Raw genomic sequence first — 23,183 nt, 5'->3', positions numbered from 1 at the left:
CCGCCGCCGGAGCCCCGTCCGGGGTGACGGCGGAATGGGCGGCTCCGTACCGTGAGGGGAGTCCGGGCGGCAGGAATGGCCGGACTCGGGTTACCGTTCGAGTGGCCGTTGCGGTCTTTTGCCGTTTGACACGGGGGCGGGTTGTACCGTCACACTCCGCAGCGACAGCAGCATCACAGCTGTGAGCGAGCAGCGCGAGCAGAAGCGAGCACAGTGCGTGAGCAGTGTGTGAGCAGTGCACCCGGTGCGCGAGCAGGCCATGCGCACGCACCGCGCCGCACACTCCACCGAGCGTCGACCGGAGAGAAGAGCGAAGTTGTCCCCGACCAGCGAGACCGCACAGGGCGGCCGCCGACTCGTCATCGTCGAGTCGCCTGCCAAGGCGAAGACGATCAAGGGCTACCTCGGCCCCGGCTACGTCGTCGAGGCGAGCGTCGGACACATCCGCGACCTCCCCAACGGCGCCGCCGAGGTGCCCGAGAAGTACACCGGCGAGGTGCGCCGCCTCGGGGTGGACGTCGAGCACGACTTCCAGCCCATCTACGTCGTCAACGCCGACAAGAAGGCCCAGGTCAGGAAGCTCAAGGAGCAGCTCGCCGAGTCCGACGAGCTCTTCCTCGCCACCGATGAGGACCGCGAGGGCGAGGCCATCGCCTGGCACCTGTTGGAGGTCCTCAAGCCCAAGGTCCCGGTCCACCGGATGGTCTTCCACGAGATCACCAAGGACGCGATCCAGGCCGCCGTCGCCAACCCGCGCGAGCTGAACAAGCGCATGGTCGACGCCCAGGAGACCCGCCGCATCCTCGACCGCCTCTACGGCTACGAGGTCTCGCCGGTCCTCTGGAAGAAGGTCATGCCCCGGCTGTCGGCCGGCCGCGTGCAGTCCGTCGCCACCCGCCTCGTCGTGGAGCGCGAGCGCGAGCGCATCGCCTTCCGCTCCGCCGAGTACTGGGACCTGACCGGCACCTTCGCCACCGGCCGCGCCGGTGACCCCTCCGACCCGTCCACCCTCACGGCCCGCCTCGCCACCGTCGACGGCCGGCGCGTCGCCCAGGGCCGCGACTTCGGCTCCGACGGGCAGCTGAAGTCCTCCGCCGGCCAGGTCCTGCACCTGGACGAGGCGAACGCGCGCGCCCTGGCCGCCGCCCTCGCCGACACGTCCTTCAGCGTCCGGTCGGTCGAGTCGAAGCCGTACCGCCGCTCTCCGTACGCCCCCTTCCGCACCACCACACTCCAGCAGGAGGCCAGCCGCAAGCTCGGCTTCGGTGCGAAGGCGACCATGCAGATCGCCCAGAAGCTGTACGAGAACGGCTTCATCACCTACATGCGTACGGACTCGACGACCCTGTCCGAGACCGCCATCGCGGCGGCCCGGGCCCAGGTCACGCAGCTGTACGGCGCCGGTTACCTGCCCGACGCGCCCCGCGTCTACGCCGGCAAGGTCAAGAACGCGCAGGAGGCGCACGAGGCGATTCGCCCCTCGGGTGATCGTTTCCGCACGCCCGCCGAGACCGGACTGACCGGTGACCAGTTCAAGCTGTACGAGCTGATCTGGAAGCGGACCGTCGCCTCCCAGATGAAGGACGCCGTCGGCAACTCCGTCACCGTCAAGATCGGCGGCCACGCCGGCGACGGCCGGGACGTCGAGTTCTCCGCGTCCGGCAAGACGATCACCTTCCACGGCTTCATGAAGGCGTACGTCGAGGGCGCCGACGACCCGAACGCCGAGCTCGACGACCGCGAGCGCCGGCTGCCGCAGGTCGCCGAGGGCGACGCGCTGAGCGCCGAAGAGATCACCGTGGACGGCCACGCCACCAAGCCGCCGGCCCGCTACACCGAGGCCTCGCTGGTCAAGGAGCTGGAAGAGCGCGAGATCGGCCGCCCGTCGACGTACGCCTCGATCATCGGCACGATCCTCGACCGCGGATACGTCTTCAAGAAGGGCACGGCCCTCGTGCCGTCCTTCCTCTCCTTCGCCGTCGTCAACCTGCTGGAGAAGCACTTCGGCCGGCTCGTCGACTACGGCTTCACCGCGAAGATGGAGGACGATCTCGACCGCATCGCGCGCGGTGAGGCGCAGGCCGTGCCGTGGCTGAAGCGCTTCTACTTCGGTGAGGGCGACGCGGCCGGGGCCGCGGGTGCCGCCGCCGAGGCCGGGAACGGCGACGGCGACCACCTCGGCGGCCTGAAGGAACTGGTCACCGACCTGGGCGCGATCGACGCCCGCGAGATCTCCTCCTTCCCCGTCGGCAACGGCATCGTGCTGCGCGTCGGCCGCTACGGCCCGTACGTGGAGCGCGGCGAGAAGGACCAGGAGGGTCACCAGCGCGCCGACGTCCCGGACGACCTCGCGCCCGACGAGCTCACCGTCGAGCTGGCGGAGGAGCTGCTCGCCAAGCCGAGCGGCGAGTACGAGCTGGGCACGGACCCGGCGACCGGTCACACGATCGTCGCGAAGGACGGCCGCTACGGCCCGTACGTCACGGAGATCCTCCCCGAGGGCACCCCGAAGACCGGCAAGAACGCGGTCAAGCCCCGCACGGCCTCCCTCTTCAAGACCATGTCCCTCGACACGGTCACCCTGGAGGACGCGCTCAAGCTGATGTCGCTGCCGCGCGTCGTGGGCACCGACGCCGAGGGCGTGGAGATCACCGCGCAGAACGGCCGCTACGGCCCGTACCTGAAGAAGGGCACGGACTCGCGGTCCCTGACGGATGAGGAGCAGCTCTTCACGATCACGCTGGAGGAGGCCCTCGCCATCTACGCCCAGCCGAAGCAGCGCGGGCGTGCCGCCGCCAAGCCCCCGCTGAAGGAGCTGGGCACCGACCCGGTGAGCGAGCGGCCGGTCGTCGTCAAGGACGGCCGCTTCGGACCGTACGTCACGGACGGCGAGACCAACGCGACGCTGCGTACCGGTGACAGTGTGGAGACCATCACACCGGAGCGCGGTTACGAGCTGCTCGCGGAGAAGCGCGCCAAGGCCCCGGCGAAGAAGACCGCGAAGAAGGCGCCGGCCAAGAAGGCGGCGGCGAAGAAGACGACCACCGCGAAGACGACCACCGCGAAGAAGGCCACCGCCAAGAAGACGGCGGCGAAGACGACCGCGGCGAAGAAGACGGCGACGGCCAAGACCGCCGCCAAGAAGGCCGCGGCCTCCAAGGCGTCGTCGGAGGAGTAGGGACGAGCAGGGGCGAGGACGGGCGAGGGGGAGGGCGCCCGTCGAGCGCGGGCGTCTGTTCGGGCGGGAGGACTGGGTGTCGGTCCGGCCGGATAGGCTGAGGGGATGACGCGAGCCGAGCAGCCAACGGTCTTGAGCCCCACCTCAGACTCCGACGCCGCACTAGCCGCGGACTCCCGCGAGCGCGCCGTACGGGCTCTGTTGCGCAACCAACCGCTGCGGCGGTTGTGGAGCGCGCAGCTCGTCGGCGGGGTCGGAGACGCCCTCGCCCTGCTGGTCCTGGTGTTGCTGGCCCTGCAGGCCGCGATCGCCGAGGACGCCCTCGGAGGCGGGTACCGGGGCGCGGCGTTCGCCGTCGCGGCCGTGTTCGGGGCGCGGATCCTCGCCACGCTGCTGTTCGGCGCCGTGCTGCTCGGGCCCATGACCACGCTCACCGCCCCCGGTGGTCCGCTCGACCGGCGCTGGACCATGGTGGGCGCCGACGGCGTGCGCGTCGCGCTGCTGATCGTCGCGCCGCTGTGGATCGACTGGACACCGGGCAAGGCGCTCGCCTTCCTGCTGTCCACCGCCTTCCTCTCCGGCGTGGCCGAGCGGTTCTGGACCGTCGCCAAGGAGAGCGCGGCCCCCGCGCTGCTGCCCGCCCCGCCGCCCGAGGGCGCGGCCGTCCGCCCGCTGCCGGACCACATGGACGCGCTGCGGCGCCTGTCGCTGCGTACCGGCTTCGCCGCCATCCCCGCCGCGGCCGCCGCACTCCTCGTCGCCACGCTCGTCGGAAACGTGCTGGGGGCGGGCATCGACTGGTTCTCCGGCCACCAGGCGGCCCTCGGCTCGTACGTCGCGGCCGGCCTCTTCGCCGCCTCGGTCTCCGTCCTGTACTTCCTGGAGTTCCCGGACACCCAGACCCCGCGCCCGCGCTCCCCGCTGGAGGGCCTGCGCCGCCCGTCGACCGGAAGCGGCCCGGACAAGGGCCGTACGGGCGCCATACCGCTGCTCGTGCTCGGCTGCGCCGCCGTCGCCGCGGCCATCGCGGCCGCCGCCGCCGTCTCCGTACTGCACGCCAAGGACCTGGGCGGCGGGCCGGTCGCGTTCGCGCTGCTGATCCTCGCGCTGACGGGCGGGACGGGCCTCGGTATCCGGTCCGCGCGTGCCGTGCTGCCGGCGCTGTCCCGCCGCCGCCTGCTGGCGCTGGCGCTCGCCGCCACCGGGGTCGCGCTGCTCGCGATGGGGCTGGTGCCGGACACCGCGACCGTGCTGTTCCTCGCGCTCGGGGCGGGCCTGGCGGCCGGTGTCGCCGCCCACACCGGGCACGCGCTGATCGACCAGGAGAGCGAGGAGTTCCGGCGGCCGCGCGTCACCGCGCACCTCCAGGCGGTCGTACGGGTCGCCATCGCGCTCGGCGCGCTCGCCGCCCCGCTGCTGGCCGCCGCGATCGGACCGCACCGGCTCGCGAGCGGCGACTTCGTCTTCGCGCACGGCGGCGCCGCCTTCACGCTGATGCTGGCGGGCGCGCTGCTGCTGCCCGTCGCCGTCCTGGTCCTGGCCAGGACCGACGACCGTTCCGGCGTGCCGCTGCGCCGCGACCTGCGCGACGCGCTGCGCGGCGCGGACCCGGCGCAGGCGCCGTCGAAGACCGGCTTCTTCATCGCCCTGGAGGGCGGCGACGGAGCCGGCAAGTCCACCCAGGTCGAGGCGCTCGCCGAGTGGATCCGCGCCAAGGGCCACGAGGTCGTCGTCACCCGTGAACCGGGCGCCACGCCCATCGGCAAGCGGCTCCGCTCCATCCTGCTCGACGTGTCGAGCGCCGGACTGTCCAACCGCGCGGAGGCGCTGCTGTACGCGGCCGACCGCGCCGAGCACGTCGACTCGCTGGTCCGCCCCGCCCTGGAGCGCGGCGCGATCGTGATCTCCGACCGGTACATCGACTCGTCGGTCGCCTACCAGGGCGCCGGCCGCGACCTGTCCCCGACCGAGATCGCCCGCATCAACCGCTGGGCGACCGGCGGCCTCGTACCCCACCTGACCGTGCTGCTGGACGTCTCGCCGGAGACCGCGCGGGAGCGGTTCACGGAGGCGCCCGACCGGCTGGAGTCCGAGCCCGCCGAATTCCACCGGCGGGTACGGAGCGGGTTCCTCGCCCTCGCGGCGGCCGACCCCGGCCGCTACCTGGTGGTGGACGCGGGGCAGGAGCCGGCGTCCGTCACCACCGTCATCCGCCACCGGCTCGACCAGATGCTGCCGCTCTCCGAGGCCGAGGTGAGGGCCGCGGAGGAGGCGCGCAAGGCCGCCGAGGAGGAGGCCCGGCGCAAGGCGGAGGAAGAGGCCGCCCGCAAGGCCGAGGAGGAGCGCCTGGAGCGTGAACGCCAGGAGCAGCTCGCCAAGCTGCGCGCCGAGGAGGAGGAGCGCAAGCGCCGCGAGGAGGAAGAGGCGCGGCGCCGCGAGGCCGAGCGCCAGGCCGAGGAGGCCCGGCGGCGGGCGGAGGAGGCCCGCCGGCTCGCCGAGGAGGAGCGGCAGCGGCGCGAGGCCGAGGAGAAGGCCCGCCGCGAGGAGCAGGAGCGGCTGCGCAAGCTGAAGGAGGAGCAGGAGCGGCTGCGCGCCGAGGCCGAGGAGCGGCGCCTGGAGAAGCAGCGCAAGGCCGAGGAGGCCCTGCTGCGCGCGGAGGAGGCCCGCCGCCGCGCCGAGGAGGCGGCGGCCGCGGCTTCGGCTGCGGCGTCGCACGCGTCGCCGGGGGTGTCCCCCACCGAGACCACGGTGCCGACCCCGGTCGTGAACCCGGCCGTGAACCCGGACGAGGAGACCCAGGAGGTCCCCGTCCCGCGCGTCGACGTGCGGAAGCCCGTCAACATGCGCAAGGACGACGAGACGGCGGTTCTGCGTCCCGTCCGGGCGGAGCCGGGCCCCGAGGCCGCCGGTCCGGCGGACGAGACGGCGGTCCTGCCTCCCGTACGCGACCCCCGCGGCACCGGCGACGCCCGCGACACGCGCGGTCCCGGCGCGGACGCCGCTCTCGACGAGACCGCCGTCCTGCCGCCCGTACGGGCCGACCGGCCCGCCGACCGCGTACCGCCCGGGTTCTTCCGGGAAGAGGAGCCGGACGGTGTCGCGCCGGCCGAGCGCACCCGCGAGCTGCCGCAGGTGGACGAGCAGGGGCGGCCGCGGCGGCGCTCCGACTGGGCGGAGGAGACGCCTCTCGACGACCTGCCGTCGCTCGCCGACGAGCTGCTCGGCCCGCACGACGACGAGGACGACGACCCGCGGGGCGGCCGCCGCCGGCGCTGAGGCGCGGGCGTTGTCAGACCCGTCCCCCACAATGGGAATCCACACCGACACGATCAGCATGATCGGCACGAGCAGCACGTACGCAGGAAGGCGGTGACCCGTGCCCGTATGGGACGACCTGGTCGGCCAGGACCGCGTCCAGGCGCAGCTCGCCGCCGCGGCGCGTGACGCCGACGCGCTCGTCACGGCCGACGCGCAGGGCACGCCGCCGCCCGACGCGTCGAAGATGACGCACGCATGGCTGTTCACGGGCCCGCCGGGATCCGGGCGCGAGACGGCCGCCCGGGCCTTCGCCGCCGCCCTGCAGTGCGTCAGCCCCGACCGGGCGCTCGGCGCGGAGCCCGGCTGCGGGTTCTGCGACGGGTGCCACACCACCCTCGTCGGGACGCACGCCGATGTGGAGATCATCCGCACCGACCTCCTCTCCATCGGCGTCAAGGAGACCCGCGAGCTCGTCCGGCGCGCCCAGCTCTCGCCGGCCGTCGGGCGCTGGCAGGTCATCGTCCTGGAGGACGCCGACCGCCTCACCGAGGGCGCGGGGAACGTGCTGCTGAAGGCCGTCGAGGAGCCCGCGCCCCGCACGGTCTGGCTGCTGTGCGCGCCCTCCATCGAGGACGTGCTGCCCACCATCCGCTCCCGCTGCCGCCACCTCACGCTGCGGACGCCCCCGGTGGACGCCGTCGCCGACGTCCTGGTCCGGCGCGACGGCATCGAGCCCGAGGCCGCGGCCGTCGCCGCCCGCGCCACGCAGGGGCACATCGACCGCGCCCGCCGGCTCGCCACCGACGAGCGCGCCCGGGCCCGCCGGGCCACCGTGCTCAAGGTGCCGCTGCGGGTCGAGGACGTCGGGGGCTGCCTCAAGGCCGCGCAGGAACTGATCGACGCCGCGGCCGAGGACGCCAAGCAGGCGTCCGAGGAGCTCGACGTCAAGGAGACCGAGGACCTGAAGGCGGCGCTGGGCGCGTCCCAGGGCGGCCGCATGCCGCGCGGCACGGCGGGCGCCATGAAGGAGCTGGAGGACAAGCAGAAGCGCCGCAAGACGCGTACGCAGCGCGACAGCCTGGACCTGGCACTCAGCGACCTGACGGGGTTCTACCGCGATGTGCTGGCCCTCCAGCTCGGTACCCGTACCGCCATCGCCAACGAGGACGTACGCGACGCGCTGGACCGCATAGCCCGGGAGTCCACCCCCGAGCGGACCCTGCGCCGGATCGAGGCGGTCCTCGCCTGCCGCGAGGCCCTGGACCGCAACGTGGCGCCGCTGCTCGCCGTGGAGGCGATGACGATGGCGCTGCGCGCGGGCTAGTCACCCGTACGGGTACGAAGAGGAAACACTCCGTCACCATCCGGCTACGCTCCGGGAATGGACTCCGCTCGCCTGTTCCGCGTCACCGCCGTCACCCTCTCCGCCTTCGGTCTGCTCGCCGCAGGCTGCACCGACGGCGGCACCACCCTCTCCGCGTCGGCCACCGCGTCGCGCGCCATCGCATCGACCGAGGAGCTCAAGGAGTACTACGGCCAGCGCCTGAGCTGGCGCGCGTGCGGCTCGGCCGGCTTCGAGTGCGCCACGCTGCGCGCCCCGCTCGACTACGCGAAGCCGCACGGCGAGCAGCTGAAGCTGGCCGTCTCCCGCGTCCGGGCCACCGGCCCGGGCAAGCGCCTCGGCTCCCTGCTGGTCAACCCCGGCGGCCCCGGCGGCTCGGCCGTCGGTTTCCTCCAGGGGTACGCCGGCATCGGCTACCCGGCCAAGGTCCGGGCCCGGTACGACATGGTCGCCCTCGACCCGCGCGGCGTGGCCCGCAGCGAGCCCATCGAGTGCCTCGACGGCCCGGAGATGGACGCGTACACGCAGGTCGACCAGACGCCGGACGACCTGCGCGAGCGGAACCTGCTCACCGGGTCGTACCAGCGCTTCGCGGAAGGCTGCGCCAAGCGCTCCGGCAAGCTCCTCCCGCACGTCTCGACGGTCGAGGCGGCGCGCGACATGGACATCCTGCGCGCGGCCCTCGGCGACCGGAGGCTGAACTACGTCGGTGCCTCCTACGGCACCTTCCTCGGCGCCACGTACGCCGAGCTCTTCCCGTCCCGCACGGGCCGGCTCGTCCTGGACGGCGCGATGGACCCGTCCCTCCCGACCGCCGAACTCAACCGCGACCAGACGGCCGGCTTCCAGCGCGCCTTCGAGTCGTTCGCCGCCGACTGCGTCCGGCAGTCCGACTGCCCGCTCGGCACCGTCTCACCCGCCGATGCGGCCCATCGACTCACGGCCTTCTTCCGGCGGCTCGACACCCGTCCGGTCGCGACCGGCGAGAACCGCCTCCTCGGCGAGTCCCTGGCCACCACGGGCGTGATCGCCGCCATGTACGACGAGAGCACCTGGTCCCAGCTGCGCGCGGCCCTCAAGAGCGCGATGGACGGCGACGGCTCCGGCCTGCTCGCCCTCGCCGACGCCTACTACGAGCGGGAGTCCGACGGCACCTACTCCAACCTGATGTACGCCAACGCCGCCGTGAACTGCCTCGACCAGCCGCCCGCCTTCACCACATCCGCGGAGGTCGCCGCCGCCATGCCCTCCTTCGAGAAGGCGTCCCCCGTCTTCGGCAGGGGCCTGGCCTGGGCCTCCCTGAACTGCGCCCACTGGCCGACCAAGCCCACCGGCACCCCGCACCGCATCGAGGCGAGGGGCGCGGCCCCCATCGTCGTCGTCGGCACCACCCGCGACCCGGCGACCCCCTACAAGTGGGCCGAGGCCCTCGCCGCCCAGCTCGACTCCGGCACCCTCCTCACCTACGACGGCGACGGCCACACCGCGTACGGCCGGGGCAGCGAGTGCGTCGACACCGCGATCAACACCTACCTCCTCACCGGCACGGTCCCCCCGGCGGGCAAGCGCTGCCGCTAGCGACCGGCAGGTGTGCGAGGCACCCTCTGGACCTGTGTAGACTTGGGCTCGCTGCTGCACCCCCTGGGCATCCACGGGGCTTGCAGGGCGGTGCCGCCTTAGCTCAGTTGGCCAGAGCAACGCACTCGTAATGCGTAGGTCTCGGGTTCGAATCCCGAAGGCGGCTCAGCCGAAAGCCCGGCTCGGATCTCATCCGAGCCGGGCTTTTCCGTTGAGGGTGCGTGCCGTGCCGAGTGACGTCAGCTGACCCAGAAGTCCCACCAGCGCGTCAGGATCAGCATCCCGATGATCCCGAGGTGCAGGACGGGGAGCACCCAGGTGAACTCGTCGAGGAAGCCGCGCAGCGCGCGGGGTGCGGGCAGCAGGCCGTTGCGGACGTTGTGTGAGGTCACGTACCAGAACATGACGATCGTGGCGGTCCAGGCCAGTGAGCACCACAGGCACAGGGCGTTGATCTCGTACAGGGACTGGTACATCAGCCACATGCAGAAGCCGACGCCGAAGAGCGTGCCCGCGTTGAGGCCCAGCCAGTACCAGCGGCGGTAGCGGGCGCCGGCGAGGAGGGCGGCGCCGATGGCGGTCACCATGGCGTACGTGACCAGGCCGAGCATCGGGTTGGGGAAGCCGAAGACGGCGGCCTGCTCGCTCTTCATGATGTTGCCGCAGGAGACGACCGGGTTCAGGCTGCAGCCCGGCTGGAAGTTCGGGTCCTCCAGCAGCTTGAACTTGTCCAGGGTGATCACCCAGGCCGCGAGGAGTCCCGCCGCGCCCGTGGTGACCAGCATCCATGCGAACGCCCGGCCCGCCGTGCTCATGGTGGGGGCGGACCGGGCGTGCGACACCGTGTCCTTCGTGGTGGTCGTTGTCATGGTGGCGTCGCCGGTCAGACCCGTACCCGGCGGACCGGCAACAGGCAGTGGGCGCTGGACTGGAGCAGTTCCTCGGAGACGAAGGCCCGCAGCCGGTCCGGGCTGACCTCCTGGCCTCCGACGGCGTCCGGCCAGGGGTGGGTCGCGATGATGAGGTAGACCGTGCCGGTCTCGTGGGCGTCCTTCTCCCACTCCGGCGGGACGGGGCACTGCGTCCTCATGAACGGCAGCTCCAGGACGGCCCGCTGCGCCTCCACCAGCACCGAGACCGGGATCTGCGGGGCGCGGCCCAGATCGGTCACGCGATCGCCGATCGACAGGCCCAGCTTCTCCAGCTCGGCCCGCATCGCCTCCCCGCCGGCCTCGGGGCCTTCGGCGCCGTTCCCGAGGGAGTACACCATGAGGAACGGCGTACGCGGTGTCTCGGATTCGGCGGTGGGGTCGCTGGTCCAGGCGATGACGGCGAGGGTTCCCAGAAGGGAACGCTGCTGGCCCGGCGATGCGACGGTGGAAGAAGTCATGCCGCCGGATATTAGTGGTGTTGTCATGAGTGCTCCGGCGCGTTTCCACCCGTTCGGCCGATGGCACGGGGGCTCATTTCACTCTCCGGAACGGTTTTCGCGCCCTGTCGTTGTGCCCGGTGAAAGTCCGCCGATAAGGAGGCCGTCGATGGTCGTCATGAGACGCCGTGGCGCGCTGCGCACGCTGTTCGCGCTCACCGTCGCGGCGGTCACCGGCGCCGCCCTCTCCCGCGCCGCGCTCTTCGACGAGACGTACAAGGGACGGCGCATCCAGGGACGGCGGTTGTACGGGGGCGAGCTCGACGTCCGCGTCGACGGGCGCCGTCTGCATCTGATGCGCTGCGCGGACGGTGGCTACGTCAGCCCGGTCGACCACTACCGGACGTATCCCACACCGCTCGCCGCCACCCGTGCGGCGGTGGACGAGCTGGGCCCCGCGCGGCTGGCCGAAGGAGGCGCGGCTCATGGCGTACACGCGTAAGGACCAGCGCGATCTCACCGGCACCGAGCGCAGGCGGTTCGTCGCCGCCGTGCTGGAGCTGAAGCGCGCCGGCCGGTACGACGACTTCGTCCGTACGCATGTCGCGTACTACCGCTCGGACGGCGACAAGGGGCTGCGGGTCGCCCACATGGCGCCGTCCTTCCTGCCCTGGCACCGGCAGTACCTGCTGGAGTTCGAGCGGGCGCTGCGGGAGGTCGACCCGAAGGTGACCGTCCCGTACTGGGACTGGACGCGGGACAACACCCCCGCCTCCTCGCTCTGGAGCGAGGACTTCATGGGCGGCAACGGGCGCCGGCGCGATTTGCAGGTGATGACGGGCCCGTTCGCGTACGCCAAGGGGGACTGGACCATCAAGGTCGGGGTCACCGAGAACCGGTTCCTGACGCGGAACTTCGGCAATCCGGCCGACCCCGTCGCCCTGCCCACCCGGCGCGAGCTGGCAGATGCGATGGACGAGACCGTCTACGACTCGTATCCGTGGAATTCCACGAGCCGTACGGGTTTCCGCAACAAGCTGGAGGGCTGGACGCGGGAGCGCGGCAGCGGGCGGTGGCGCAACCACAACCGCGTCCACCGGTGGGTCGGCGGGCTCATGCTCGGCGGCGCCTCCGTCAACGACCCGGTCTTCTGGCTGCACCACGCCTTCGTCGACCTCCTCTGGTCGCGCTGGCAGTCCCAGAACCCGAGGGCCGGCTACCTGCCCGACACCCCGCCGCCGCGCGGCTCGGACCAGTACCGGCGCGTGGTCGCACGGGACGAGCGGATGCCCCCGTGGAACGTCACGCCCGCCGAGCTCGCCGATCACCGGGGTATCTATCGGTACGGATAGCGGTACGGATAACGGTTCGGAGCAGGGGGAGACAGCCGAAGGTCCCCCGGCCGGTGGGGCCGGGGGACCTTGACGGGGTGGAACTCGGTGGAGCGGAGCGCGGCTCGGGCGCGGTCGGGCGCGGGTGCGGGTCAGCCCATGTTGCTGTTGCCGCCGTAGCCGTTGTCGCCGTTGTTGTAGTCGTCGTGGCCCTTGCCCTTGCCGTTGTCGTAGTCGCTGTCGGACTTCTTCTTGTCGCCGTCCTTGTTGATGCAGACGTTGCCGAAGGCCGGGTTCAGGAAGCCCACGAGGTTGATCGTGTTGCCGCAGAGGTTGATCGGCACGTGGATCGGCACCTGGATGATGTTGCCGGAGATGACACCGGGGCTGTTGACGGCGGCCGCTTCGGCCTCCGCGGCGGCGACGGCCACACCGGATCCGCTCAGGGCGACAGCGCCCGTGCCGGCGATGATGACGGCAGCCTTCGCGATGCGAGACATCACAAACTCCTCGTACAGGGGGAAAACGGACCGCGGGCCTGCGGTCGTCACTTCTCTTACAACGCGGCTGTTATGGGGAGGTAACGGTCGGATTCGCGCGAAGAGCGCATAACGCGCTCAATGTCCCTCTTTTGGACGCGTTCGGTTACAGCGGCGTCAGCTCGTGGATTCCGAGGCGGCGCCGGTCAGGCCGAGGTGAGACTCCATGATCCCGGTCACGGCCGGCGGCAGCACGCCGACCTGGGGCAGCTCGACGTTCGGCAGGCCCAGCGCCTCGGGGCGCGGCAGCGTGATCGGGGCCTCGACCTTCGCGCCGGGGGTTGTGGTCTGCAGGTCGGAGGCGGGAGACGAGAACAGCGCCTTCGTCACCGGCTGGTTCTCGACGACCTCCGGGAGCGAGGCGGTGATGAGCGTCTCGGGCAGCGTGCTCGTGAACGGCACCTGCGGCAGGTGCAGCGGCTGAACCCGGCCCTGGGCGGCCGAGGTCGGCCCCATGGGAGCGCCGGGCATGGGGATCGGTACGCCGGTGCTCACGGTCGGAGGCGCCATGGGGAGCACCATGCCGAGCGGCTGGAGCGGTACGTCCACGGGGGCCGACGGCGCGGCGGCCGCGGGAGTCGCCAGGGCTGCCGACGCGGCCGAGGCCAGGGCCGTGACGACCATTCCCATGCCGACCTGAGTTTTCGGGTTCATGTGCTGCGTACGCCTTCCCGGGCTTGTGAGTACGTTGCTGACTGAATGAACGAGCACGCGCCGACAAACGCGTCAGAATTCGCCTGGTTGCAGCAATGGCAATCACGGCGCGGACGCGCATTTCGGCGCCGGACATGCGACGGGGGCCGGGGCCGGAACGACGTCGTTCCCGCTCCGGCCCCCGTACGGTGCCGCGTGCGACGCTTACTTGCCGCCGAGCGGAAGTCCGCCGAGCAGGTCCTTGTTCTTCGGCTTGAGGTCGCCGGCGGTGTCGGTCACCTTGCCGACGAGGTTGCTGTCGGCCGCCTTGCTCACCGCGTCGCTGGGCACGGCCTCGGACAGGCCGCGCTTGCCCACCGTGTCGACCGCGCCGTTCAGGCTGGTGGGGGTGAGGCTGTCGGCGGCGAAGGCCGGGGCGGCAGCGCCCAGAGCCATCACGGAACCGGCGACGACGGCGGCAACCTTCGTGGGCTTCATGGGTGGTGAGTCCTTCCTGGAGTGGCGTCTGATCACGACAACTCGCGCCTGGTGCAGGTCACTTGGCATTCCCGCTGTGTGGCGCCCTGTCCTCTGTAACGAGCCCTCCGCGCGGCGGAAACTCCGGAAGGAAGGAATTCTTGGTACTGCACCCGAATGATGAGGAGCGGTCGTATTCTCCGATCAAAGGGCAAGAGGGAAACAGCAGGAAAACCCTGTTGGCTCAGCGTTACTGGGCCAACAGGGTTCATCCGGTGCGGCGACGCGTCAGACCATCGGCGTCTGCGTCATGTCGTTGGGCGCCGGCAGGTTGGTCGCGGGCGTGCCCTGCATGTTCTTGGCGGTCGCCGCGAGGAAGTCCGCGACGGCCTTCAGGGTGGACTGGACCTGGTTCGAGACGGCGGCCGTCTGGCCCTCGGTCGAGACCTTGATCAGCTCGTCGACCCGCTTGTCGATGTCGGTGAGCGCCTGGTCCATCGCGTCCATGGCCAGGTCGATCTGCGTGTCGTCGGCGGTCGTCTCGTCGACCGGGGCCTGCGGCGCGGCCGGCTGGGCGGGCTGGCCCGGCTGGTTGGGCTGAGCCGGCTGCCCCGGCTGGTTGGGCTGGCTCGGCTGGCCGGGCTGGTTGGGCCGGCTCGGGGAGGCCGGGGCCTCCGCCGCGTTCGCCTTCCTGATCGCCTCGATGACGGCGTCGATGTCGGCGTTGTACTTCGAGGCGACGGTGGTGCTCAGCTTGCCGCCGTCCGCCTTGATCACGGCGTTGAGCAGGTCCGTGACCGGGATGACGAGGTCGCCCGTGTTGTCGAGCGGCTGGACCTGCTTGAGCAGCGACGGCGCCTGCGGCAGGGGGGCGGCGGAGTCGGAGTGGGCGGAGGCGGCCCCGGCCGTACCGAGGGTGAGGGCGGCGCAGATGACCGAGGCCGCCGTACGGCGGGATGTCAGGAGACGCATGTGTTGTCCTTCCGGTGAGGATGCGTCGGGAACGTGACATCACCGTGTGTCGAGCCAACCCGGTTCGCAATCGCATCCGTTACGGAGGGTGACTCGGCTCCGTGGGTGAATCGGTGCGCCTGACCTGCGGGAAAGGCGGCGGAGGCGCCGCGCGGGGAATCGGGCGGAGCGCCGCCGATAGGGGGAAGGAACCCTCGGCGAGGGCGGTGGCGCGGGCCGCGAAACGCACGGTGCGCCGCCCCGGAGGGGGCGGCGCACCGAATGCGTGACGCGGAGAGGCGTCGACGTGGCTGACGACGGACGCGGAGGCGTTCGCGGCTGCGGTTCGTGGGTCAGTCGTTGATGCAGACGTTGCCGAAGGCGGGGTTCAGCACACCGATGAGGTCGATGGTGTTGCCGCAGAGGTTGATCGGGATGTGGATCGGAACCTGGACCAGGTTGCCGGAGATGACACCGGGGGACCCCACGGCCGCGCCCTCCGAGATGGCATCGGCCGACGCGACACCGGCGGTGCCGGCCACGGACGCGGCGATGGCGGAGGTCAGGACGGCGGCCTTCGCGATACGGGACATGGTGAAGAGCTCCTAGTTCGAGATGCTGCGGGTCGACGTGCCCGGCTACATCAACAACGCCTCACCATTTCCCCGGTTGCGCTACCGAACGGGTGAACCGTCGGACCGGCACGCGGGTGACGCGGCACGCCGCGCGGGGTGAAAAGCACCTGAAAAGTCGGACGTTGGGGTGACCGTGTTTCACGTCCTTCGCCAGTCCGGTTGTTGAGTTATAACGTTCTTGCTCGAATCCTTCCCGGATCCTCCATATTCGGCGCGCTTTGGCATGGTGCAGCGGAGTAGCTCGCCGATTCCGCGAAATTCGCGCGCGCTTCGACAGCGCCGACCCCCTCACTGCCACCCGATTCGTCAAAGGCTTCGTAGAAAGGGTCACGGGTGCGTCTTCCTTTCACCGCACTGCATGTTGTCCAGCCCGGCGACGGTGGCGTGGCCCGGGTGGTCACCGACGTGGTCGGCGCGCAAGTGGCCCGGGGAATGCGGGTGGCCGTGGCGTGCCCGCCCGACGGGCCGCTGGCGGTGGGGGTACGCGCCGCGGGCGGCGAGGTGCACCCCTGGCGCGCGGGCCGGGACCCGGGGTGGCGGCTGCCCGCCGAATGCCGCCGCGTCGCGGAGATCGTCGAGCTCGTACGGCCGGACCTGGTGCACGCGCACAGCGCGAAGGCGGGGCTCGCGGCCCGGCTCGCCGTACGCGGCCGCGTCCCCACCGTTCACCAGCCGCACGCCTGGTCCTTCGAGGCGGTCGGCGGACTGACGGGTGCCCTCGCCCGGCACTGGGAGCGGTGGGCGGCCGCCCGGTGGACCGACCGCGTCGTCTGCGTGAGCGAGGCGGAGCGGGAGCGGGGCGTCCGGGCCGGGGTCCGCGCGTCGTGGTGCGTGGTCCGCAACGGCGTCGACGTGGCGAGGTTCGCCGGCGGCGCCGGCACGCCCGCGTGTGCCGACAACGCCGACGTGGAGGATCGATTCAGCCCAAGTGACGGTGGTGCGTGGGACGGTGGTGTGCGCGGCGACGCCACGCGGGGCGGCGGTTCGCGGCAGGGGGACGTGCCGCCACCCGTCACGGCGTCGCCGCTCGTCGTGTGCGTGGGGCGGCTCTGCCGGCAGAAGGGGCAGGACGCGCTGCTCCAGGCCTGGCGGACGGTGGTCGAACACGTCCCCCGCGCCCACCTCGCCCTCGTCGGTGACGGCCCGTCCGGGGCCGCGCTGCGCGCCGCCGCGCCGCCCGGGGTCACCTTCGCCGGAGCCGTCGACGACCCGGCGCCCTGGTACCGCGCCGCCGACCTCGTCGTCCTGCCGTCCCGCTGGGAGGGCATGGCCCTCGCGCCGCTGGAGGCCATGGCGAGCGGGCGCCCCGTCCTCCTCACCGACGTCGACGGCGCCCGCGAGAGCCTGCCGCCCGGCCAGGAGGCGCACTGCCTCGTCCCGCCGGACGACCCCGCCGCGCTGGCCGCCGCCCTGATCAGGCTCCTCCAGCGGCCGCTCCTGCGCCGGACCCTGGCCCGCCGGGCCCAGCACCACGTACGCGACGCCTTCGACGTGCACCGCGTCGGGGCCGCCCTCGCGGACGTGTACGACGAGGTGACCGCGCGGCGCCGCCCGCCCGTGCTCCGAGAGCCGGTCGCTCGGTGACCGCGGAGACCGAGAGCACCCGATCCGCCGCCCCCGTCACCGTCGGGCCGCCCCGGGCGGCGGCCGACCGCGTACCCGTCGGCGGGCCGCCCCGGCGGCTCCGCGCCGAGCCGCCGTTCACGGCGTCGCTGGTCGCCGTGGACTGCGTCGCCGTCCTGCTGGGCGCCCTGCTGCTCACCGCCGAGCAGCGCGACTCCGCCCTCCTGATGCAGCTCACCGTCGGCGTGGCGGCGCTCAACGCGCACGCCGGGCTGTACCGGTCCGCCGCCTTGGCCCCCGTCCCCTCCGTACTCGACGAACTGCCCGCCCTCGCCGCGCGCGCCGCCGTCGCGTGGTGCACGGCCGCCGCGCTGCTCGCCGCGCAGGCGCCGGACCGCGCCCTCGGGCCGGCGGCGCTGACGTCGGCGTACGCCCTGCACCTGGCGTGCGTGACCGGCTGCCGCGCCGCCCTCCACCACCGGCGGCGCCGCGCCGCGCGCGCCCACCCGCGCTCCGTGCTCGTCGTCGGGCCCGCCGCGGCCGCGCGGCGCCTCGCGGGCACGCTGGCCCGGCACCCGGAGTACGGCATCCGGCCGGTCGGCATCGTCGCCACCGCCGGCATCGTCGGCGGTGCCGACGGTGCGCAGCACGAGCCGTCGCCGCTCCCGGAGCTCACCACGACCGAGGAGATCCACCGGGCCGTCATCCAGAACGGTGTCGGCGACGCCGTCTTCACCGGCCCGGCGGCCGAACTCGTCGCGCTCTTCAGCCGGTACGGCTGCGCCAGCTGGCAGGTCGCGGCCGACCGCGGCCGCGACACCGCGATGAACCGGCACCTGTGGGGCTTCGCCTGCCGCCGCCTCGACGTGCCGCACGACCGCCGCGCGCCGCTCGCCAAGCGGCTCCTGGACGTGTCCGTCGCCGCGCCGATGCTGCTCGTCCTGGCGCCGCTCCTGCTGCTGTGCGCCGCCGCCATCCGGGTCTCTGACGGGCCCGGGGTCCTCTTCCGCCAGGAGCGGGTCGGCAAGGACGGCCGGCTGTTCACGCTGCTGAAGTTCCGCACCCTCCGCCCGGCCGACGAGATCGAGGCCGCCACCCGCTGGAGCGTCGCCGACGACGAGCGGATGAGCGCCGTCGGCGCCTTCCTGCGCCGCACCTCGCTCGACGAGCTGCCGCAGCTGTGGAACGTCCTGCGCGGCGACATGAGCCTGGTGGGCCCGCGCCCCGAGCGGCCGTACTTCGTCGCCGAGTTCAGCCGCGCCCACCCCGGTTACGCGGCACGCCACCGGATGCCCGTGGGGCTGACCGGCCTCGCCCAGGTGCACGGGCTGCGCGGGGACACCTCCATCGAGGACCGGTGCCGCTTCGACAACCACTACATCGACCACTGGTCCCTCTGGCAGGACGTGTGCATCCTGCTGCGCACGGCGGCCTCCCTGATCCGCCCGGCGGGCAGCTGATGCCGGTACCCGGGTGGGCACCGCTCGTGCCGCTGCCGGCCGTCGTCGCGCTGCTCGTCGTTCCCCCCGGCGCCCGCGAGGGGGGCACGCTCGCCGACCTGGCGTCCGCCGTCCTCGTCGTCTTCTGCCTCGTCCGCGTCGTACGCGCCCGGGCGCGGCCGCTGGACCGGGTGGCGGCCGTCGTCCTCGGGCTGCCCGTGGTGGGCGTGTGCGCGGCGGCCGTCACGGCCCACGACCCGGCCGGTGCGCTGCCCGGCGTCGTCCGCTACCTCCAGGTCTTCGTGCTCGTACCGGCGGCCGTGGTGCTGCTCGTACGCGACCGCCGGGACTTCGCGCTCGTCGGCTGGGCGATGGTCGGGCTCGCGCTCGTGGAGGGCGCGGTCGGCGTCGTCCAGTACGCGACCGGCACCGGCGCCTCGTACCAGGGCGAGGACGTACGGGCGGTGGGGACCTTCGGGCCCGCGGACGTGATGGGCATGGCGACGGTCGTCGCGTACGGGCTGGTGGTCGCGCTCGGCATCGCGCTCGGGGCGCCGGACCGCCGGGCGCGCGTCGCCGCGGGGGTCTGCTGCGGGCTGCTGGTGGTGCCGCTCGCGGTGTCGTTCAGCCGGGGCGCGTGGATCGCGACCGTACTCGCCTGCGGGCTGCAGCTGGCCCTGGCCGGCGTACGCAGGGCCGTGCGGATCGGGCTCGCGGCGGCGGCGCTGGGCGTGGTCCTGGTCGCGGGGTTCGGCGTCGGGTCGCGGATGCTGGAGGAGCGGGTGGCGAGCGTCTCGCAGGTCGCGGCGGCGCCGGACCAGTCCGTCACCGACCGGTACGCCCTGTGGGCGGCGGCGGCCTCGATGTGGCGCGACGAGCCGGTCACGGGGGTGGGGCTGAAAGGCTTCCCGCAGTACCGCGACGGCCATGCCTCCCTCGCGCTCTCGTCGGGGAGCGACACCGCGGGTGCGGGCCAGGGCTTCATCCGGCAGCCGCTGCTGTCGCCGCACAATATGTACCTGCTCGTCCTCGCCGAGCAGGGGCTGCTGGGCGTGGTGACCGTGGTGGGGAGCTGGCTGGCGCTGCTGGTGTGCGCGCTGCGGAGGAGCGCCGCGCCGGCCGGGGCCGCCGACTGCCGGTCGGTCGCGGTCGGGCTGCTGGTCTGGCAGCTCGTCGACTTCGCGTACGCCGACATCGGCGGGCCGTCGACGGTCCTGACGGCGGTGGCGCTGGGGCTCGCCGCCCGGTGGGCGCTGAGGCCCTTCCAGGAAGCCGGCGGGGCGGTCGGCGGGGCCGTCGGCGGGGCGGCCGGCGGGGCGGTGGTGGCGCGTGGCTGACGACGCACCGCGCCCCCAGGCCGTCGCGCTCGCCGGGTCCGGGCCCGAGACCGAGGCCGGGCCCGAGACCGAGGCCGGGCCCGCGGACCCCGCCGCGTGGCGGCCGTCGAACCGCCTGCTCGCCCGCGCGGCGCTGCTCACGGCCGTGCTGACGGCGGCGGGCGCGGTCTTCGGGCTGGTCCGGGACCAGCTGCTCGCGCACACCTTCGGGGCCGGTACGGACACGGACGCGTTCCTCGTCGCGTGGACGGTGCCGGAGTTCGCCGCCACGCTGCTCATCGAGGACGCGATGGCGCTCATCCTGGTGCCGGCCTTCAGCGGCGCCCTGGCCCGGCGCGCCCTCGGGCAGGACACCGATCCGGTACGCGCGCTGGTCCGGGCCACCCTGCCGAAGGCGGTCCTCGGCATGGGCGTGGCCGCCGGGCTCACGGTGCTGGCGGCGCCCTGGCTCGTACCCGTACTGGCCCCCGGGCTGCCGCAGCAGGCGCTCGCGGTCGACTGCACGCGGCTCACGGCGACGTGCGTGCTCACCTTCACGCTGGCCGGGTACTGCAGCGCGGCCCTGCGCGCCCACGGGCGGTTCCTGCCGCCGGCCGCGATCAACGTCGCGTACAACGCCGGCATCATCACGGCGGTCGTGCTGCTCGGCGCCCGGTGGGGGGTGCGCGCGGCGGCGTTCGGCGTCGCGGCGGGCGGGGCGCTGATGGTGCTGGTCCAGGGGCCGTCGCTGTGGCGGCAGTTGTGGGGGAAGGCGAGCGGACGAACCGCTTCCTCCGGCCGTACGACCGGTGCGCGCGCCGGCGGGCTCGTCGTCGCGCTGCTCGCGCCCGTGATCGTCTTCGCGGTGACCCGCCAGTCGCAGGTCCTGGTCGAGCGGTTCCTCGCCGCGCCCCTGCCCGCCGGGGCGATCTCGCACCTCAACTACGCGCAGAAGGTCGCGCAGTTGCCGATGGTCCTCTCACTGATGATGTCGACCGTCACCTTCCCCGTCGTGGCGCGCGCGATGGCGGCGGGCGACACCGGCACCGCGCGCCGCCGGGCCGAGCACGACCTGCTGCTCGCGGGCGTCATCGTGCTCGGCGGGGCCGCGACCGTCATCGCCGCCGCCCCGCAGATCGTGGAACTGCTCTTCCAGCGCGGTGCGTTCGACCACGCGGACACCGCCGCCACCGCCGCCGTCATGCGGGTGTACGCGCTCGGGCTGCTCGGCCACACCCTCGTGAGCGCGCTGGTCCGCTGCTACTTCTCCGCCTCCGCGCCCCTCTGGTACCCGGCCGTCGTCATGACCGGCGGCGTCACCGTGACCGCCGCCGCCGGGCTCGTCCTCGTCGGCCCCTGGGGCGCGGCGGGCATCGCCGCCGGCAACGCCCTCGGCATCACGCTCTCCGCCGCCCTCCTCCTGCTCGGGGTCCGCAGGCAGAGCATCCCGCTCGACACCGCCCGCCTCGTGCGGGGCCTCGGCAGGCTCACCGCGGCCGCCGCCGTCGCCACCGCGGCGGGGTGGTCCTGCGCGGCCGGCCCGCCGCTCCTGGCGGCCCCGCTGGCGCTCGTCGCCGTCACCGCCGTCTTCCTCGCCGCCGCCCGCCTGCTGCGTGCGCCGGTGGTCCCGTCCCTGATCCGCTCCCTGACCCGAACCGTCCGTACCGCTGCGCGGAGGCCCGCCCATGCCCCCTCGGAACCCCCGGAACCCACGCCCGTGGATCGCGATGTACCACTCCATCGACGACACCACCGATGACCCGTACCAGGTCACCGTCTCCCCGGCCCGCCTCGACCGCCAGCTGCGCTGGCTGCGCGACCGCGGCCTGCGCGGCGTCGGCGTACGGCAACTGCTGCTGTACGCCGCCCGGCACGGTGACACGCGGGGCCTGGTCGGCCTCACCTTCGACGACGGGTACGCCGATTTCCTGGAGCACGCCGTCCCGATCCTGCGCCGCCACGACTGCACGGCCACCGTCTTCGTCCTTCCGGGGCGGCTCGGCGGCGACAACGCCTGGGACCCGCGCGGCCCGCGCAAGCCGCTGCTCACCGAGGCGGGCATCCGCCGCTGCGCCGCCGCCGGAATGGAGGTCGCCTCGCACGGGCTGCGGCACGTCTCGCTGACGTCCGCCCGCGACGCCGTCGTACGCGAGGAGGTCGCCGGCAGCAGGGAGCTGCTCCGTACGATCACGGGCAGGGCCCCGGAGGGCTTCTGCTACCCGTACGGCCACCTCGACGTCCGCGTGGCGGCGGCCGTACGGGAGGCGGGGTACGCGTACGGCTGCGCCATCGACCCGCCGGCGGAGCCGGCCGGCGTGCTCGCGCTGCCCCGGGTGCACATCGGGGAGCGGGACGGCGGCTGGCGGCTGCACGCCAAGCGCCGCCTGCACGCGGTACGGCGCGCCGCGGTGGACCTCGCGGAGCTCACCGCCCTCGCGGACCCGGTCCCGGTGCCGTGACCGGCCCCGTCACCCGGCCCCTCAAGGTCCTCCACGTCATCACCGGCCTCGGCATCGGCGGCGCCGAGCAGCAACTGCGCCTGCTGCTCCCGCACATGCGCCACGCCGCCACCAGCCGTGTCGTCACGCTCACCAACCCGGGCCCGGTCGCCGACGCCCTGCGCGCCGACGGCTTCCCCGTCGCGCACCTCGGCATGCGCGGCAACCGCGACCTGACCGCTCTGCCGCGCCTCGCCCGGCTGATCCGGCACGGCGGGTACGACGTCGTCCACACGCACCTGTACCGGGCGTGCCTGTACGGGCGGATCGCCGCCCGGCTGGCCGGGGTGCGCACGGTCGTCGCCACCGAGCACTCGCTGGGCGCGGACCAGATCGAGGGGCGGCCGCTCAGCGCCGGCGCCCGGGCCCTGTACCTGGCCGGCGAGCGGCTCGGCACGGCGACGGTCGCCGTCTCCGACGCGGTCGCGCGGCGTCTGGCCGCGTGGGGCGTGCCCCCCGCCCGCGTGCGGACCGTGCCGAACGGCATCGACGCCGCCCGCTTCGCCTTCGACCCGCGCGCGCGGCGGGCGGCGCGGCGGCGGCTGGGCCTGGCGCCGGACGCGTACGTCGTCGGCGGGGTGGGCCGCCTGGTGCCGGGCAAGCGGTTCGACACGCTGATCCGCGCACTGGCCGACCTGCCGCCGGAGGCCCGGCTGCTGCTGGTCGGCGAAGGGGAGCAGCGGGCGGCGCTGGAGCGGCTGGCCGGGGAGTGCGGGGTCGCGGAGCGGGTGGTCTGGGCGGGGGCGGTGTCCCGCGGGCTGCCGGAGCTGCTGTCGGCGATGGACGTCTTCGTGTCGGCGTCGGCGGACGAGGCCTTCGGGCTCGCGTGCGTCGAGGCGCTGGCCGCCGGGCTGCCCGTGCGGTACGTGGCGTGCCCCGCGCTGGACGGCCTGCCGCCCGGCGAGGCGCCGGGGGCGCGGCGGATCGGCGGGTCGGTCGCCGAGGTGGTCGCCGCGCTCGACTCACCGCCTGGGGAGCGGTTCCCCGTGCCCGCCGCCGTACGCCGCTACGACATCGCGCATACCGCGCGGCGGCTGCTGTCCCTGTACGACGAACTATCGCGAAGTGAGTGAACG

At 73.4% G+C, this 23,183-nt stretch carries 19 protein-coding genes and 1 tRNA gene; 13 read left to right on the top strand and 7 right to left on the bottom strand.

Going from position 1 to position 23,183, the window contains the following annotated elements:
- Positions 1–316 precede the first annotated feature (316 nt).
- From topA to AB0A69_RS24650, 5 genes are all read left to right on the top strand, one after another.
- Positions 317–3,178 carry a type I DNA topoisomerase gene (gene topA / locus AB0A69_RS24670; RefSeq protein WP_361425934.1) on the top strand — a complete coding sequence of 954 codons (2,862 nt, stop codon included), beginning with the start codon at positions 317–319 and terminating at the stop codon, positions 3,176–3,178.
- 105 nt (positions 3,179–3,283) lie between these two features.
- Positions 3,284–6,454: a dTMP kinase gene (gene tmk, locus AB0A69_RS24665; protein ID WP_361425931.1), complete on the top strand. Its 3,171-nt coding sequence runs from the start codon at positions 3,284–3,286 to the stop codon at positions 6,452–6,454.
- A gap of 100 nt (positions 6,455–6,554) precedes the next feature.
- Positions 6,555–7,760 (top strand): DNA polymerase III subunit delta', encoded by a 1,206-nt coding sequence (locus tag AB0A69_RS24660; protein WP_361425928.1) that lies wholly within the window; start codon positions 6,555–6,557, stop codon positions 7,758–7,760.
- 57 nt (positions 7,761–7,817) lie between these two features.
- On the top strand, positions 7,818–9,356 hold the full coding sequence (locus tag AB0A69_RS24655; protein ID WP_361425925.1) for an alpha/beta hydrolase: 1,539 nt from the start codon (positions 7,818–7,820) through the stop codon (positions 9,354–9,356).
- A gap of 92 nt (positions 9,357–9,448) precedes the next feature.
- Positions 9,449–9,522, top strand: a tRNA-Thr gene (locus AB0A69_RS24650).
- Between the two features lie 73 nt (positions 9,523–9,595).
- On the opposite strand, the gene AB0A69_RS24645 is transcribed toward AB0A69_RS24650, so the two are convergent.
- Positions 9,596–10,171, bottom strand: a complete 576-nt coding sequence (locus tag AB0A69_RS24645; protein ID WP_361426345.1) for a vitamin K epoxide reductase family protein — start codon at positions 10,169–10,171, stop codon at positions 9,596–9,598.
- 68 nt (positions 10,172–10,239) lie between these two features.
- Positions 10,240–10,746 (bottom strand): DUF5949 family protein, encoded by a 507-nt coding sequence (locus tag AB0A69_RS24640; protein WP_361425922.1) that lies wholly within the window; start codon positions 10,744–10,746, stop codon positions 10,240–10,242.
- 148 nt (positions 10,747–10,894) lie between these two features.
- On the opposite strand from AB0A69_RS24640, the gene AB0A69_RS24635 reads away from it, so the two are divergent.
- Positions 10,895–11,227 carry a tyrosinase family oxidase copper chaperone gene (locus AB0A69_RS24635; protein ID WP_361425919.1) on the top strand — a complete coding sequence of 111 codons (333 nt, stop codon included), beginning with the start codon at positions 10,895–10,897 and terminating at the stop codon, positions 11,225–11,227.
- Positions 11,211–12,077: a tyrosinase family protein gene (locus AB0A69_RS24630; RefSeq protein WP_361425916.1), complete on the top strand. Its 867-nt coding sequence runs from the start codon at positions 11,211–11,213 to the stop codon at positions 12,075–12,077. Before AB0A69_RS24635 ends, AB0A69_RS24630 begins: the two co-directional genes overlap by 17 nt.
- Positions 12,078–12,208: 131 nt before the next feature.
- Here AB0A69_RS24630 and AB0A69_RS24625 read toward each other — a convergent pair whose 3' ends face one another.
- The 5 genes from AB0A69_RS24625 to AB0A69_RS24605 all read right to left on the bottom strand — a co-directional run bounded on the left by AB0A69_RS24625 (position 12,209) and on the right by AB0A69_RS24605 (position 15,249).
- Positions 12,209–12,556 carry a chaplin gene (locus tag AB0A69_RS24625; protein ID WP_361425913.1) on the bottom strand — a complete coding sequence of 116 codons (348 nt, stop codon included), beginning with the start codon at positions 12,554–12,556 and terminating at the stop codon, positions 12,209–12,211.
- Between the two features lie 156 nt (positions 12,557–12,712).
- Complete coding sequence (locus AB0A69_RS24620; protein WP_361425910.1) at positions 12,713–13,249, bottom strand: hypothetical protein; 537 nt, start codon at positions 13,247–13,249, stop codon at positions 12,713–12,715.
- Between the two features lie 204 nt (positions 13,250–13,453).
- A complete protein-coding gene (locus tag AB0A69_RS24615) occupies positions 13,454–13,726 on the bottom strand; it encodes a hypothetical protein (protein ID WP_361425907.1) in 273 nt (90 codons plus the stop codon).
- Positions 13,727–13,993: 267 nt separating this feature from the next.
- Positions 13,994–14,677 (bottom strand): hypothetical protein, encoded by a 684-nt coding sequence (locus AB0A69_RS24610; RefSeq protein WP_361425904.1) that lies wholly within the window; start codon positions 14,675–14,677, stop codon positions 13,994–13,996.
- Between the two features lie 332 nt (positions 14,678–15,009).
- A complete protein-coding gene (locus AB0A69_RS24605; protein ID WP_361425901.1) occupies positions 15,010–15,249 on the bottom strand; it encodes a chaplin in 240 nt (79 codons plus the stop codon).
- 375 nt (positions 15,250–15,624) lie between these two features.
- Between AB0A69_RS24605 and AB0A69_RS24600 the strand changes: the two genes are divergently transcribed.
- The 6 genes from AB0A69_RS24600 to AB0A69_RS24575 are packed head-to-tail and all read left to right on the top strand — an operon-like array spanning position 15,625 to position 23,180.
- The gene (locus tag AB0A69_RS24600) at positions 15,625–16,875 is read left to right on the top strand and encodes a glycosyltransferase (RefSeq protein WP_361425898.1); all 1,251 of its coding nucleotides are present in this window, start codon (positions 15,625–15,627) and stop codon (positions 16,873–16,875) included.
- Entirely contained in the window at positions 16,872–18,314 is a 1,443-nt protein-coding gene (locus AB0A69_RS24595; RefSeq protein ID WP_361425895.1) for an exopolysaccharide biosynthesis polyprenyl glycosylphosphotransferase, read from the top strand. The genes AB0A69_RS24600 and AB0A69_RS24595 overlap by 4 nt, the downstream gene beginning before the upstream one ends.
- Positions 18,314–19,630 carry an O-antigen ligase family protein gene (locus AB0A69_RS24590; protein ID WP_361425892.1) on the top strand — a complete coding sequence of 439 codons (1,317 nt, stop codon included), beginning with the start codon at positions 18,314–18,316 and terminating at the stop codon, positions 19,628–19,630. The genes AB0A69_RS24595 and AB0A69_RS24590 overlap by 1 nt, the downstream gene beginning before the upstream one ends.
- Positions 19,623–21,368 carry a lipid II flippase MurJ gene (locus tag AB0A69_RS24585; protein WP_361425889.1) on the top strand — a complete coding sequence of 582 codons (1,746 nt, stop codon included), beginning with the start codon at positions 19,623–19,625 and terminating at the stop codon, positions 21,366–21,368. The genes AB0A69_RS24590 and AB0A69_RS24585 overlap by 8 nt, the downstream gene beginning before the upstream one ends.
- A complete protein-coding gene (locus tag AB0A69_RS24580; RefSeq protein WP_361425886.1) occupies positions 21,295–22,068 on the top strand; it encodes a polysaccharide deacetylase family protein in 774 nt (257 codons plus the stop codon). Before AB0A69_RS24585 ends, AB0A69_RS24580 begins: the two co-directional genes overlap by 74 nt.
- Positions 22,065–23,180: a glycosyltransferase gene (locus AB0A69_RS24575; protein ID WP_361425883.1), complete on the top strand. Its 1,116-nt coding sequence runs from the start codon at positions 22,065–22,067 to the stop codon at positions 23,178–23,180. The genes AB0A69_RS24580 and AB0A69_RS24575 overlap by 4 nt, the downstream gene beginning before the upstream one ends.
- The last annotated feature ends 3 nt before the right edge of the window (positions 23,181–23,183 follow it).

The organism is Streptomyces sp. NPDC045431 (assembly GCF_040646655.1).
Lineage (GTDB): Bacteria > Actinomycetota > Actinomycetes > Streptomycetales > Streptomycetaceae > Streptomyces.
This window is presented reverse-complemented; position numbering and strand designations above follow the sequence as displayed.